Source organism: Kitasatospora sp. NPDC087861 (genome assembly GCF_044742585.1).
Classification (GTDB): Bacteria; Actinomycetota; Actinomycetes; order Streptomycetales; family Streptomycetaceae; genus Kitasatospora.
This window is the reverse complement of record NZ_JBIUUS010000017.1, coordinates 17260-29563: the sequence shown is the minus strand read 5'-3', so window position 1 is coordinate 29563 and position 12304 is coordinate 17260. Positions and strand designations below refer to the sequence as shown.

The window sequence follows — 12304 nt, the reverse complement described above, 5'->3', positions numbered from 1 at the left end:
CCCTTCCATACCCAAGGAGTCACACCCATGACCACACCGCGCCGAAGCGCCCGCCGTCTGGTCCGCCGCTGGTGGCCGGTGGCGCTCGCGGTGCCGCTGGGCGCCGCGGCCGGCGCCGGGTACGCCGTCGTCTCGCACCCCTCGTACGCGGCCAGCGCCTACGTCCTCGTGGTGCCGCAGAACCCGGGGGAGGCCGCCATCGCGACCAACTTCGCCCAGGCGTACGGGCGGTTGGCCGGCCAGCCGCAGGTGCTCACGGTGGCGGCCGCCGAGACCGGCCACACCCGGGCCCGGCTGGAGTCCCTGGTCCACGGGACCACCTCCCCGGACGCCCCGATGATCGAGATCACCGGCACCGGGACGCGCCCCCAGGAGGCCGCGCAGACCGCCGACGCGGTGGCCCGCTCGCTGGTCTCCTTCGCCAACGCCAGCAGCAAGGACACCGACGTCCGGCTGGTGACGCTGGCGCCGGCCGCCGAGCCGGACCGGCCGACCACGCCGTCCGCCAAGCTGGACGTCGCGGTGGGCGGCGCGGCCGGGCTGCTGGTGGGGGCCCTGGTGATGATGACCCGCCGCCGGGTCGAGGCCGCCGCCCCGACCGCGGCCCCGGAGGCGCTGGAGTCCGCGGAGACCCCGGCGGTCGCGGCGACGCCGACCGCCCCGCGGCCGCGGACCGAGGAGCCGCCCGCCGCCGAGCGGGCCGAGCAGACGGCGCAGACGGCCAAGGCGGAGAAGGGGACCAAGGCGGAGAAAGCGGGGAAGCCCGGGGCCGCGGAGGAGCCCCCGGCCAAGGAGAAGGCCGCCACCGGGAGCGGACGATGAGCACCGAGACCCGGCGCACCGGCCTCCCGGCCCGGTCGGCGGCGCCGGGCTGGACAACCGAGCTGCGCCGCGAGGACGACGCCCTGGACACCCTCGCCGAGGAGTGGGACGCCCTGGCCGGCCGCTGCCGGACCACCACCTTCTTCCAGGCCGCCGCCTGGCAGCGCTCCTGGTGGCGCCACTACGGCAGCCCGGGCGGCCTGCTGGTGGTGCTCGTCCGCCGGGACGGCCTCCTGGTCGGCGCGGGCGCCTTCATGCGCCGTGGCGGCCTGCTCGGCGGGCTGACCGCCCTGGGCGCCGGGCTGGTCGACTACTCCGACGTCCTGCTCGACGACGACTGCGCCGACCGGGCCGCCGCCGAGTTCGCGGCCGCCCTCCCGCTCACCCGCCCGTGGCACTCGCTGGAACTGCGCGAGGTGCACCCCGAGGCGGCGGTGCAGCGGGTGTACGAGCACTGGCACGGCCGGCGCCGCCGCTACCAGGACTCGCTCTGCCAGTACCTGCCGGCCGTCCCGATGGACCGGCTGCTCAAGCGGGTGCCCGGCAAGACCGCCCAGCGCAGCCGGGTGAAGCTGCGCAAGATCGCCGAGGTCGGGGTGCAGGTCAGCCCGACACCGGTGGCCGAGGTGCCGGAGGCGGTGGAGAACCTGCTGCGGCTGCACTTCCTGCAGTGGCAGGAGCGCGGTGTCACCGCGGAGCACCGTACCGAGCGCTTCGCCCGCCACCTGACCGAGTCCACCACCGGCCTGGTCGCCACCGGCAAGGCCGCCGTCCACCGGTTCCGGCTGGACGGCGAACTGGTCGCGGTGAACCTGCTGCTGCTCTGCCCGTCCTTCGGGGGCCTGTACATGTACGGCGCGCACCCGGTGCTGCGCGAGCGGTTGGACATCGCCGGGCTGCTGTTCGGCGCGGCCCTGGACGAGACGGTCGGCGCGGGTGTTCCGGTGCTCGGCCTGCTGCGCGGCCAGGAGCCGTACAAGCAGCGCTGGCGGCCGGACCAACTGCCCAACCAGCGCCTGCTGTTCGGTCCGGCCGGGGCGGCGCCGGCGGTCGCCGTCCGGGCCGGTGCGGTGCGCGCCCGGCAGCAGGCGGTGCACGTGCTGCGCACGCGCTTCCCGCGCCTCAAGGAGGCCCTGCTGGCCCGGCGCCGCAGCTGACCGGAGCCCGCCCGGGCTCAGCGCCGGGCGGGCGTCCCGGCCCCGGCCGGGCTCGCAGCCGGGCTCGGCGAGGCGCTCGGCGCCGGGCTCGCCGCCCCGGGCGGGCTCGGCGGCTTGGGCGGGCTCGGCGCCACCGGCGGGGCGATCGGCGCGGTGGGCACCTGGGGCGCCGTCGGCACGACCGCCGGCGCCCCCTTCGAGCTGGACATCAGCTGCTTGAACCGGGCGGCCGAGCGCGGGTTGCGGTCGCACTGGAAGAAGCCGTGCGGGCAGTAGTCGGTGACGGTCTGGTAGGCGGTGTCGTGGGTGCGCATCCACTCGACCATCCGCTGCACGAACTCGGGATTGTCGCCGTTGCGGAACAGCCCCCACTCCGGGTACGAGACCGGCTTGCCGTGCTTGGCGGCGAACTCCACCTGGTCCTGCAGCCCGTACGGCTCGCGCACGTAGTCGTCGAAGGTGGCCCCGGCGGGCTGGTCGTAGCTGTCCATGCCGATGATGTCGACCACGTCGTCGCCGGGGTAGCACTTGGTCCACGGGATGGCGTCGAGGCCCCGGGTCGGGGCGAAGTCGAAGCGGAACCGCTGCCCGGGCACCGAGCGCATCACGCCGACGATCCGCCGCCAGTAGACCTTCCACGCGGACGGGTCGGGCTTGCAGCGGTGCGTGTAGGTGACGCCGTTCATCTCCCAGCCGAGGGTGAGCACGGTGTCGGCGCCGCCGAGGGCGACCAGTCGGTGGGCGAGCCGCAGGAAGTGCCGGTCGAAGTCCCCGCGCGCGCCCTGGGCGAGCAGCTTGGCGACCTCGCCGTCCGGCACGTTCGCCTCGTTGGGCACCAGCATCGGCACGCCGAGGACGAGCAGCCGGGACGGGTCGGCCAGCCGCCACTGCGACCACATGCCGAGCACCACCGGTTCGCCCTCGACGTCGGCCCAGCCGTTGCCCGCCAGATAGGTGTGGCCGACCTGGAGGTTGGCGTCGCCCAGCCACCTCGCGTACCGGCCGACCTGCGGGATGTAGTTGTCCCAGGAGCCGACGAAGGCGCCGAACGGCGGCTCGTGCGTGGGCCGCTGGACGGGCGGGCGGGGGGCGGCGCCGCGCGGCTCGAAGGCGTCCGAGGCGAGGGCGTGCCGTTCGGTCTGGCTGAGCGGCGTCCCGGCCGGGACGCTGGCCGTGGCCGTCAGCAGCAGGGCGGCGGCGGCCAGCGTCAGGCGGCCGTATCGCATGGTCTCTCCTCCGGGCGTCTCGGGGCGGGGGCGCACTGGACGGACCGTGGCGCTCCGCTCGCCGACAGTAGGCCCGGCGCGCGTCGGAAAAGCCGAATGTCACCCTAAAGTGGGCGATATTCGAACGCCGTCTGCCGCAACGGCCGCCGGCGGAGCGCTCCGTGTATCAGCTCTGTAACGGTCCGGTCGGGCCCGGGCGGTCGGCCCCGGAACGGGCGGCGGTCCGGCCGCGGCCCCGACGGCGCAGGTGGGCGGGTGGGTGCGCGGGGAGGGCGCACGTGTCCGGGCGTGCGGTCCGCGGTCCGGACCGGCGGCGATTCCGGGCTGACTCCCGTGCCCGCCGAAAGGTACGCTCCGGCCGTGTCCCCGAAGCCGCTGCGTGTACTGACCCCCCGCTCGATCCTGCCTGCCCTGGCGGTGATGCTGGTCCTTGCGGCCGGTGCGGCGGCGCACGCGAACAAGCCGGTGCCGTTCGGCGACCGGGTGGCGGGGCCGGGCGACGCGGAGGCCACGCCGGTCAACTCGCAGTCGCTGAGCGCGGCCGACCTGGACCTGAAGGTCGGCCCGGGGCTGGAGGCCTTCCACCGGCAGAGCGGCGAGCAGGCTTGGTCCTACCGCCGCGAGGGCGCCACCGCGCTGTACCTGTCGATGGCGGGGGAGAACGCCATCGTGGTCTGGGACGACGGCCTGATCACCTCGGTGCGCCCGGGCGACCACGAGGTGCGCTGGCACCGGGCGGTGCCCGGCCTGGCGGACTGGCTGCGCGGCGACGGCGAGCCCGGCGCCGACAAGCGCACCGAGGAGCAGCGCAAGGAGCTGGCCCGGGAGCGGGCCGCGGCGGCCCTGCACACCGTCCCGCGGGGCGCCTCCGCCTGGGTGGCCGTGGTCACCCCGAACCTGACCATGGGCCTGCGCGACGCCGACGGCGACCTGCGCTACAACTCCAAGCCGCCCGGCAACTGCGTCTACGACCCGCTGCGCACGGTCGGCACCGAGTACGCCGTGCTCGTTCCGCGCAGCTGCACCAACAGTGCCGGGCTGGCCGTCTCCGGCGGCATCAGCGGCTACCGGCTGGACAGCAGCGGCTGGCAGTTGAACACCGGCCCGGCCGCGTCGATCAAGGCGCTGGACGGCAGCCGGGTGCTGATCACGGACGGTCCGATCGTCCCGGCCCGGGTGTTCGACACCAAGGCGGCCGCGCCCGAGGCGGCCTGCGGCAGCCCGACGGTGCCGTTCGCCGCGGTCCGTCCGCAGGGCGGCTGCACCGACCCGGCGGCGAGCCCGGCCGCGGACAACCCGGTGCCGGACGCCCTGGCCGGTCAGGACGCCCCCGCGGGCGACCAGCCGTCCACGCAGCCCCAGCAGTAGCGCCGGCCGCCGGTACCCCGGGGAGGTAGCCCCGGGGGTTCCCGTGCGGCCCGGTAGACTTGCCGTCATGGCTGACTTCTCCGGGCAATAGCGGGCGCGCGGCACCGCCCCGTGCGCTGTGCCGACCACCGACGACGCCCCTTCCCGCTGTCCGGCCCCGGGCCCCGCCCGGCCGCCCGCCCACGTCCCAGGAGTAGTTCCCGCCATGATTTCCGCCAACGCCCTTGAGCTGCGCGCCGGTGCCCGGGTCCTGATCGAGTCCGCGAACTTCAAGGTCGCCGCCGGCGACCGGATCGGCCTGGTCGGGCGCAACGGCGCCGGCAAAACCACGCTGACCAAGGTGCTGGCCGGCGAGGGCCTGCCCGCCGCCGGCACGGTGACGCGCTCGGGCGAGGTCGGCTACCTCCCGCAGGACCCGCGCACCGGCGACCTCGACGTCCTCGCCAAGGACCGCATCCTCTCCGCCCGCGGCCTCGACACCGTGCTCAAGAAGATGCGCGAGAACGAGGACCGGATGGCCAACGGCAAGGGCGCCACCCGGGACAACGCGATGAAGAAGTACGCCCGGCTGGAGACCGAGTTCCTCACCAAGGGCGGGTACGCCGCCGAGGCCGAGGCCGCCACCATCGCCGCCGCGCTGGGCCTGCCGGACCGCATCCTCGGCCAGCCGCTGCACACCCTCTCCGGTGGTCAGCGCCGCCGCGTCGAGCTCGCCCGGATCCTCTTCTCGGACTCCGACGTGCTGCTGCTCGACGAGCCCACCAACCACCTGGACGCCGACTCGATCGTCTGGCTGCGGGACTTCCTGAAGACCTACAAGGGCGGCTTCATCGTCATCTCGCACGATGTCGAGCTGGTCGAGACGGTCGTCAACAAGGTCTTCTACCTGGACGCCAACCGCTCCTGCATCGACGTCTACAACATGGGCTGGAAGCAGTACCAGCAGCAGCGCGAGGACGACGAGAAGCGCCGCAAGCGCGAGCGGGCCAACGCCGAGAAGAAGGCCGCGACGCTGAACGCGCAGGCCGACAAGATGCGCGCCAAGGCCACCAAGACGGTCGCCGCGCAGAACATGGCCCGCCGCGCCGACAAGCTGCTCTCCGGTCTGGAGCAGGTCCGGATGAACGACAAGGTCGCCAAGCTGCGCTTCCCCGACCCGGCCCCCTGTGGCAAGACCCCGCTGACCGCCAGCGGCCTGTCCAAGTCCTACGGCTCGCTGGAGATCTTCACCGACGTCGACCTGGCGATCGACCGGGGTTCCCGGGTCGTCGTGCTGGGCTTCAACGGCGCCGGCAAGACCACCCTGCTGCGGATGCTGGCCGGGGTGGAGAAGCCGGACACCGGCGAGGTCGTCCCGGGCCACGGGCTGAAGATCGGCTACTACGCCCAGGAGCACGAGACGCTGGACCCGGAGCGCTCGGTGCTGGAGAACATGCGCTCGGCCGCGCCGGACACCGACCTGGTGCAGATCCGCAAGATCCTCGGCTCCTTCCTGTTCTCCGGCGACGACGTCGAGAAGCCGGCCGGGGTGCTCTCCGGCGGTGAGAAGACCCGCCTGGCGCTGGCCACCCTGGTGGTCTCCTCCGCCAACGTGCTGCTGCTCGACGAGCCCACCAACAACCTCGACCCGGCCAGCCGTGAGGAGATCCTGGGCGCGCTGCGCGAGTTCGCCGGCGCGGTCGTGCTGGTCACCCACGACGAGGGCGCCGTGGACGCGCTCCAGCCGGAGCGGATCATCCTGCTGCCGGACGGGGTCGAGGACCTCTGGAGCCCGGCGTACGCCGATCTGGTCTCGCTGGCCTAACCGGACGTAGACGCGACCTCCGTTTTTCGGACCAGAAAAACTAGTACTTACGGCGTGTCCGGGAATGAAGAAAGCCCGGATTCCGTTTGAGGACTTCCCGTCGGCCCGCCACTCGATCGTGGTCGGGCCGACGCTGCTGATCAGCTCTTTCGCGGCGGACGGCGTAATCCGCCCGGGGGCGTGCACTCTACGTAAGCGCCCTGATGCGCTCGGATCACCACCGCAGGACCGCGCATTCCCGACATCGACCTCGTCGAATGGGTGGCCAGGACGCGGTGGATGGGTGATCATGGGAATCTGACCGAGCAACGCTACGAGGAGGCACGGGTGGCCGAGACTCTGAAAAAGGGCAGCCGGGTGACCGGTGCCGCGCGTGAGAAGCTCGCGGCCGATCTCAAGAAGAAGTACGACTCCGGGGCGAGCATTCGCGCTCTCGCGGAGGAGACCGGTCGTTCGTACGGCTTCGTGCACCGGATGCTGAGCGAGTCCGGAGTCATTCTCCGGGGCCGCGGTGGTGCCACGCGGGGCAAGAACAAGGCAACCGCCGGGGCCGGTTCCTGACGGTCCATCAGCTCATGGCTGGATGACGCGGCGGCAGGGTGTCGACCGAGGAGACGACCATCGATCGTCCGCCCTCGGGTCGAGTGGACCGGCCGCCGATCGTCATGTCCGGGGTGTCGTCCGCCCCCGGCGTTCGGGGCCCGTGGATCTTTCCGGGCCGGTGGTCTGCCGCCGCGCGTCCAGGTTTGTTACTCTCCGGTAGTCAAGCCCCTCGCCACCGGAGGTCCCCGCATGACCGCGCCCGTCACCGACCCGCAGGCCCCGAGCTGGGAGCAGGACGGCGTCCGTCTGGAGATCGACGGCGAGCTCGCCGTCGTCACCCTGTGTCAGCCCAAGCGGCGCAACGCCCAGTCGCCCGCGCTGTGGCGCGCCCTCGCCGCCGCCGGCCGTGACCTGCCCGGCGCCGTCCGGGTCGTCCTGCTGCGCGCGGAGGGCGTCTCCTTCTCGGCGGGCCTGGACCGGGCCATGTTCACCGCCGAGGGCATCCCCGGTGAGCCCACCTTCCTCCAGCTCGCCGGCGCGGCCGACCAGGAGCTCGACGACACCATCGCCTTCTACCAGCAGGCCTTCACCTGGTGGCGCCGCCCCGACCTGGTCTCCATCGCCGCCGTCCAGGGCCACGCCGTCGGCGCCGGCTTCCAGCTCGCCCTCGGCTGCGACCTGCGGGTCGTCGCCGACGACGTCCAGTTCGCCATGAAGGAGACCTCGCTCGGCCTCGTCCCCGACCTGGCCGGCACCAAGCCGCTCACCGAACTCGTCGGCTACGCCCGGGCGCTGGAGATCTGCGCCACCGGCCGCTGGGTCGGCGCCGAGGAGGCCGCCGCCATCGGGCTGGCCAACCTGGCCGTCCCCGGCGTGGAGCTGGACGCTGCCGCCCGCGACCTCGCCGCCGCCCTGCTGGCCGCGCCGCGCAACGCCGTGATCGAGACCAAGGCCCTGCTCCAGGGCGCCTCCGGGCGCACCTTCGACGAGCAGCGCTCCGCCGAACGGGCGGCACAGGCCCGCCGCCTGCGGGACCTCGCCGGGATCGGCGACTGACCGCACGCCTCGCGTGGCAGGGCCCGGCCCGGGGGGAGCGCCCCGGCCGGGCCCTCGGCGTTCCGGGGGTCCGGCCGGCGGTGCCCGGGGGTGCTTCCGGCGGGCGCGAATCGTGGCGAAATGCCAGAGTTGGGGGGATTTGCGATATAGCTGGAGCCGTACGACGGGAGATGTGCCCCTCATGCCTGACACTCCGACGCCCGCCACCCTGCACAAGCACCTCGGCAACGCCCCGGCCGCCGGCCCCGCCGCCCACGGCCCGTCCGCCACCCACGGCCCGTCCGCCGCGACCGACAGCGGCAAACCGGTCAGCGAGCGCGGCCGCACGGCGCTGGCCGTCGGCGTGGTCGAGAAGATCGCCGGTATGGCCGCCCGTGAGATCAACGGCATCCACGCGCTCGGCTCCGGCCTGACCCGGACCTTCGGTGCGATGCGCGACCGGGTGCCCGGCGGGAAGTCCAGCATCGGGCGCGGCATCAAGGCCGAGGTCGGCGAGAAGCAGACCGCCATCGACATCGCCCTGGTCGTCGAGTACGGCGTGGTCATCCCCGAACTCGCCCGCCAGGTACGGGAGAACATCATCGACGCGGTCGAGCGGATGACCGGCCTGGAAGTCGTCGAGGTCAACATCGCGGTCAACGACGTCCACCTCCCCGACGAGCCGGACGTCGAGGAGGAGGAAGAGGAGACGATCGTCCAGGGGCAGCGGCCCAAGCTCAAGTAGCGCGCCCACCGAGCGCCCGGCGGCGGGCGGCAGCGGAAGACGAGGAGTAGCGGATGAACCTGGCCATCGTCGGCCTTGTGGTGGGCATGGCCCTCGGCTTCGCCGGGTACTTCGGCGGCTTCGCGGCGTTCCTGCTGGTGGCCGCGCTCGGGCTGGTCGGTTTCGTGGTCGGACGCCTGCTGGAGGGTGACATCGAGCTGGGCGACCTCGGTGACCTGCTCCGCGGTCGCGACCGGCGCCGCTGATGGAGGCCCTCACCACTACCCCCCGCCGCGAACCCGCCGCCCGGGGCCGACTCCGGGTCGCCGACCGCGCCTACGCCCGAATCGCCGCCCGGGCCGCCCGCGAGGCCCTCGCCGACGCCTGGGCCGGTCGCACCGCCAGGGGCGCGCCGCCGGCCGTCTCGGTGGCGGTGCCCGGCAGCACCGTGACCGTCCGGGTCGCCGTCGAACTGCCCTTCCCCGCCGACCTCGCGGCGCTCGCCCGGGCCGTCCGCGAACGCGTCGCCGCGCAGGTCGCCGGCTTCACCGGGACCAGGGTGTCCGAGGTGGTGGTCGTCGTCGAGCGGCTGGTGACCGGGGGAGTGTCGTGAGCACCGGGGGCGAAGCGGCACCCGGGAGCGAGGTGGGGGCGGGGGCGAGGTGGAGGCCGGTGGCGAGGTGACGGCGCCGGAGGCCGAGCCCTCGTCGGAGCAGGTGCGGCGGCTGCGGGCGCCGCGGACCACCGTCGCGGTGCTCGTCGCCACCGTGCTGCTGGTGGGTGCGGGCGCGCTGCTGTACGACGTGATCGCCGTCCGGGTCGGGTACCCGACCCGCCGGTGGCGCGCCCGGATCGCCGACGAACTGGCCACCCGCCACCTCGACGACCTGTGGGTACTGGTGGGCGCCGGCGCCGCCGTCCTGCTCGGCGGGTGGCTGCTCTGGCTGGCCGTCGCCCCCGGTCTCGGCCGCTGGCTCCCGCTGCGCCCGCACGGCGACACCGGCGCCGCCATCGACCGGGCCGGCATCGGGCACCTGCTGGCCGACCGCGCCGCCGGGCTCCCGGGCATCGACGACCTGCGGATCCGGATCAGCCGCCGGCGCGTCCGGGTCGCCCTGACCGGGACGGCGGATCCGGTGTCGCTCCAGCGCCAACTGCGCGACGAACTGGCGCGGGTGACGCTGGCCCGGCCGTTGCGGCTCGACGTCCGGACGGTGCCCGGGGCGACGCCCGCGGCGAACCGTGAGGCTGGGGTGGCGGGATGACGCGGACGACCGTCAACCGGGTGCTGCTCGGGGTGGTCGGGCTGGTACTGCTGGCCGCCGGTGTGCTGGTGCTGGCCGGCGGGCTCGACCTGTACCGGCGGCTCGGCGCCGATCCGCCGAGCTGGTGGCCGCTCACCTCCCCGGACCAGCCGGTGGTCAGCGCCCGCTCACGCACCCGCTGGGTGGACGCGACCTGGTGGTGGCCCACCGTCATCGGCGGGCTGGCCGTGCTGGTCGTGGGCACGGCCTGGTGGCTGGTGGCGCAACTGCGGCGCAGCGGCTCGGCCAGCATCGCGGTGCCGACGCCCGGTGCCGGCGGTCTCAGGTTGCGCGTCCGCACCCGGGCACTGGAAGAGGCACTGGAGACCGGGACGGCCACGCTCCCCGAGGTCGAGCGCGCCGGCGTGCGCCTGGTGCGCGCACCCGGGCACCCGCGACTGCGGGGCGCCGTCCGGCTCACCCCCGGCGGCGATCCGGCGGCCCTGGTGGAGCACTTCGACACCGGGCCGCGAGCGGATGCCCGGACGAGCCTGGGCTGGCCGGAACTCCCCGCCGACCTGCGGATCCGGGTCCTGCAGGCGGCCCCGGCCGAGTCCCGGCGGCACCGGGGGCGCCGGCGCAGGCACCCGCGGGTGGAGTGAACCGGGGGCGGGCCGGAATCGGGTGCCCGCCCCCGTTCGGAGCTCGTCGGCGCTCAGAGGGTACGCAGCGCGCCGCCGTCGACGGGGATCATCACACCGGTCAGGTAGGAGGCGGCGGGGGAGAGCAGGAAGGCCGCGACCTTGCCGAACTCCTCCGCGGTGCCGTACCGGCCGAGCGGGATGGTCGCCACGGCCTGGGCACGGGCGCCGTCCGGGTCGCCGCCCAGGGCGTCCAGCTCACGCACCCGGTCGGTGTCGATCCGGGCCGGCAGCAGGCCCAGCACCCGGATGCCGCGCGGGCCGAGCTCGTCGGCGAGCGACTTGGCGGCCATTGCCAGGCCCGGGCGCAGACCGTTGGAGATGCCCAGGCCGGGGATCGGCTGGCGCACCGAGGCGGAGAGCACGAAGCCGATCACGCCGCCCTCGCCGAGGGCCTCGGCGGCGGCGCGGGCGATCCGCAGCGCGCCGAGGAAGACCGACTCGAACGCGCCCCGCCAGGCCTCGTCGGAGGCGGTGGCCACCGGGCCGGCCGGCGGGCCGCCGACGCTGATCAGCACGCCGTCGAGCCGGCCGAAGTGCCCGGTCGCCTCCGCGATCAGCCGCTCGGCGGTCGCCGGGTCGGCGTTGTCGGCGACCACGCCGTGGGCGGTCCCGGCGCCGCCGGCGGCGTCCAGTTCGGCGACGGCGGCGTCCACGGCCTCCTGGCCGCGCCCGCTGATCAGCACCCGGGCGCCGTCGGCGGCCAGTTCCCGGGCGGCGGCGAAGCCGAGGCCCCGGGTGGCGCCGGTGACCACGTACACCTTGTCCTTCAGTCCAAGATCCATGGGCCCATCCTGCCGGGTGGCGGTCGCCCGGGGTAGCAGGGGGCGGCGGGGTTGGCGTTGACGTCGGCGTCAAGGTCTACCGTCGGTCTCGGCGGCGTGCGGAGGCGGGCCGGGAGAGCGGGTGCACGGATGCGGATCGGGGAGCTGGCGGATCGGGCGGGGACGACCACCCGGACGCTGCGGTACTACGAGCAGCTCGGCCTGCTGCCGGCCCGGCGGGCGGGCAACGGCTACCGGGCGTACGACGAGGAGGACCTGCGGCTGCTACGGCAGATCCGTACGCTGCAGGACTTCGGGTTCGGCCTGGAGGAGACCCGTCCGTTCGTCGAGTGCCTGCAGGCGGGCCACCCCGAGGGGGACTCGTGCCCGGCCTCGCTGGAGGTGTACCGGCGCAAGCTGGCCGAGCTGGACGAGTGCATCACCCGGCTGCAGGACGTCCGGGCCCAGGTGGCCGGGCAGTTCGACCGGGCGGTACGGGCCCGGGACGGGCTGGCGGCCGAGCCCTCCGGACAGGCGCCGCGCTGTGAACTGGCGAACGAACGGGCGAAGGAGTAGACGATGGTGCAGATCCCAGGGGTGCCGGCGGTGACGGACGACACGTTCGCCACGGAGGTGCTGGCGGCCGACGGGCCGGTGCTGGTGGACTTCACGGCGGACTGGTGCCCGCCGTGCCGGATGATGGCGCCGGTGCTGGCGGACGTCGCCCGCGAGGAGGCGCACCGGCTGCGGGTGGTCAGCCTGGATGTGGACCGCAATCCGCGCACCCAGGCGGCGTACGGGGTGCTGTCGATGCCGACGCTGATGGTGTTCCGCGGGGGTGAGCCGGTGCGCTCGGTGGTCGGCGCCCGGGCCAAGGCGCGGCTGCTGCGCGAGCTGGAGGACGTGATCTAGCCAC

At 74.5% G+C, this 12304-nt stretch carries 15 protein-coding genes; 13 read left to right on the top strand and 2 right to left on the bottom strand.

The genetic code is table 11. The features are described from left to right. Nucleotides 1-27: 27 nt before the first annotated feature. Both ACIOJE_RS23510 and ACIOJE_RS23505 read left to right on the top strand, forming a co-directional pair. Complete coding sequence (locus ACIOJE_RS23510; protein ID WP_400778519.1) at nt 28-822, top strand: Wzz/FepE/Etk N-terminal domain-containing protein; 795 nt, start codon at nt 28-30, stop codon at nt 820-822. After that, entirely contained in the window at nt 819-1979 is a 1161-nt protein-coding gene (locus ACIOJE_RS23505) for a GNAT family N-acetyltransferase (RefSeq protein ID WP_400778516.1), read from the top strand. Before ACIOJE_RS23510 ends, ACIOJE_RS23505 begins: the two co-directional genes overlap by 4 nt. Nucleotides 1980-1996: 17 nt before the next feature. Here ACIOJE_RS23505 and ACIOJE_RS23500 read toward each other — a convergent pair whose 3' ends face one another. Continuing rightward, nucleotides 1997-3205 (bottom strand): glycoside hydrolase family 26 protein, encoded by a 1209-nt coding sequence (locus ACIOJE_RS23500; RefSeq protein ID WP_400778513.1) that lies wholly within the window; start codon nt 3203-3205, stop codon nt 1997-1999. A gap of 360 nt (nt 3206-3565) precedes the next feature. Here ACIOJE_RS23500 and ACIOJE_RS23495 point away from each other — a divergent pair, with 360 nt between their 5' ends. The 9 genes from ACIOJE_RS23495 (at nt 3566) to ACIOJE_RS23455 (ending at nt 10585) form a co-directional block, all read left to right on the top strand. Beyond that, the gene (locus ACIOJE_RS23495) at nt 3566-4573 is read left to right on the top strand and encodes a hypothetical protein (protein ID WP_280678237.1); all 1008 of its coding nucleotides are present in this window, start codon (nt 3566-3568) and stop codon (nt 4571-4573) included. A gap of 205 nt (nt 4574-4778) precedes the next feature. Next, nucleotides 4779-6377, top strand: coding sequence for an ABC-F family ATP-binding cassette domain-containing protein (locus ACIOJE_RS23490; protein ID WP_280678239.1), 1599 nt, complete (start codon nt 4779-4781; stop codon nt 6375-6377). 327 nt (nt 6378-6704) lie between these two features. After that, nucleotides 6705-6938: a helix-turn-helix domain-containing protein gene (locus tag ACIOJE_RS23485; protein WP_030059940.1), complete on the top strand. Its 234-nt coding sequence runs from the start codon at nt 6705-6707 to the stop codon at nt 6936-6938. Nucleotides 6939-7169: 231 nt separating this feature from the next. Beyond that, nucleotides 7170-7976, top strand: coding sequence for an enoyl-CoA hydratase/isomerase family protein (locus ACIOJE_RS23480; RefSeq protein WP_280678243.1), 807 nt, complete (start codon nt 7170-7172; stop codon nt 7974-7976). A gap of 181 nt (nt 7977-8157) precedes the next feature. Beyond that, complete coding sequence (locus ACIOJE_RS23475) at nt 8158-8700, top strand: Asp23/Gls24 family envelope stress response protein (RefSeq protein WP_280678245.1); 543 nt, start codon at nt 8158-8160, stop codon at nt 8698-8700. 53 nt (nt 8701-8753) lie between these two features. Further along, entirely contained in the window at nt 8754-8945 is a 192-nt protein-coding gene (locus ACIOJE_RS23470) for a hypothetical protein (RefSeq protein ID WP_196951007.1), read from the top strand. Then, a complete protein-coding gene (locus ACIOJE_RS23465) occupies nt 8945-9292 on the top strand; it encodes a hypothetical protein (protein WP_400778508.1) in 348 nt (115 codons plus the stop codon). The genes ACIOJE_RS23470 and ACIOJE_RS23465 overlap by 1 nt, the downstream gene beginning before the upstream one ends. A gap of 67 nt (nt 9293-9359) precedes the next feature. Next, the gene (locus ACIOJE_RS23460) at nt 9360-9944 is read left to right on the top strand and encodes a DUF6286 domain-containing protein (RefSeq protein ID WP_400778506.1); all 585 of its coding nucleotides are present in this window, start codon (nt 9360-9362) and stop codon (nt 9942-9944) included. After that, nucleotides 9941-10585, top strand: a complete 645-nt coding sequence (locus ACIOJE_RS23455) for an alkaline shock response membrane anchor protein AmaP (protein WP_400778503.1) — start codon at nt 9941-9943, stop codon at nt 10583-10585. Before ACIOJE_RS23460 ends, ACIOJE_RS23455 begins: the two co-directional genes overlap by 4 nt. 53 nt (nt 10586-10638) lie before the next feature. Here ACIOJE_RS23455 and ACIOJE_RS23450 read toward each other — a convergent pair whose 3' ends face one another. Next, nucleotides 10639-11409, bottom strand: coding sequence for an SDR family oxidoreductase (locus ACIOJE_RS23450; RefSeq protein ID WP_280678255.1), 771 nt, complete (start codon nt 11407-11409; stop codon nt 10639-10641). A 129-nt stretch (nt 11410-11538) separates the two neighbouring features. On the opposite strand from ACIOJE_RS23450, the gene ACIOJE_RS23445 reads away from it, so the two are divergent. Then, nucleotides 11539-11964, top strand: a complete 426-nt coding sequence (locus ACIOJE_RS23445) for a MerR family transcriptional regulator (RefSeq protein ID WP_400669635.1) — start codon at nt 11539-11541, stop codon at nt 11962-11964. A 3-nt stretch (nt 11965-11967) separates the two neighbouring features. After that, entirely contained in the window at nt 11968-12300 is a 333-nt protein-coding gene (gene trxA, locus ACIOJE_RS23440; RefSeq protein ID WP_280678258.1) for a thioredoxin, read from the top strand. The last annotated feature ends 4 nt before the right edge of the window (nt 12301-12304 follow it).

Coding starts and splice junctions, on each gene's coding strand:
- ACIOJE_RS23450 (WP_280678255.1), bottom strand. CDS start 11,409: ATGGATCTTGGACTGAAGGACAAGGTGTACGTGGTCACCGGCGCCACC.
- ACIOJE_RS23470 (WP_196951007.1), top strand. CDS start 8,754: ATGAACCTGGCCATCGTCGGCCTTGTGGTGGGCATGGCCCTCGGCTTC.
- ACIOJE_RS23465 (WP_400778508.1), top strand. CDS start 8,945: ATGGAGGCCCTCACCACTACCCCCCGCCGCGAACCCGCCGCCCGGGGC.
- trxA (WP_280678258.1), top strand. CDS start 11,968: ATGGTGCAGATCCCAGGGGTGCCGGCGGTGACGGACGACACGTTCGCC.
- ACIOJE_RS23500 (WP_400778513.1), bottom strand. CDS start 3,205: ATGCGATACGGCCGCCTGACGCTGGCCGCCGCCGCCCTGCTGCTGACG.
- ACIOJE_RS23505 (WP_400778516.1), top strand. CDS start 819: ATGAGCACCGAGACCCGGCGCACCGGCCTCCCGGCCCGGTCGGCGGCG.
- ACIOJE_RS23510 (WP_400778519.1), top strand. CDS start 28: ATGACCACACCGCGCCGAAGCGCCCGCCGTCTGGTCCGCCGCTGGTGG.
- ACIOJE_RS23480 (WP_280678243.1), top strand. CDS start 7,170: ATGACCGCGCCCGTCACCGACCCGCAGGCCCCGAGCTGGGAGCAGGAC.
- ACIOJE_RS23475 (WP_280678245.1), top strand. CDS start 8,158: ATGCCTGACACTCCGACGCCCGCCACCCTGCACAAGCACCTCGGCAAC.
- ACIOJE_RS23490 (WP_280678239.1), top strand. CDS start 4,779: ATGATTTCCGCCAACGCCCTTGAGCTGCGCGCCGGTGCCCGGGTCCTG.
- ACIOJE_RS23455 (WP_400778503.1), top strand. CDS start 9,941: ATGACGCGGACGACCGTCAACCGGGTGCTGCTCGGGGTGGTCGGGCTG.
- ACIOJE_RS23445 (WP_400669635.1), top strand. CDS start 11,539: ATGCGGATCGGGGAGCTGGCGGATCGGGCGGGGACGACCACCCGGACG.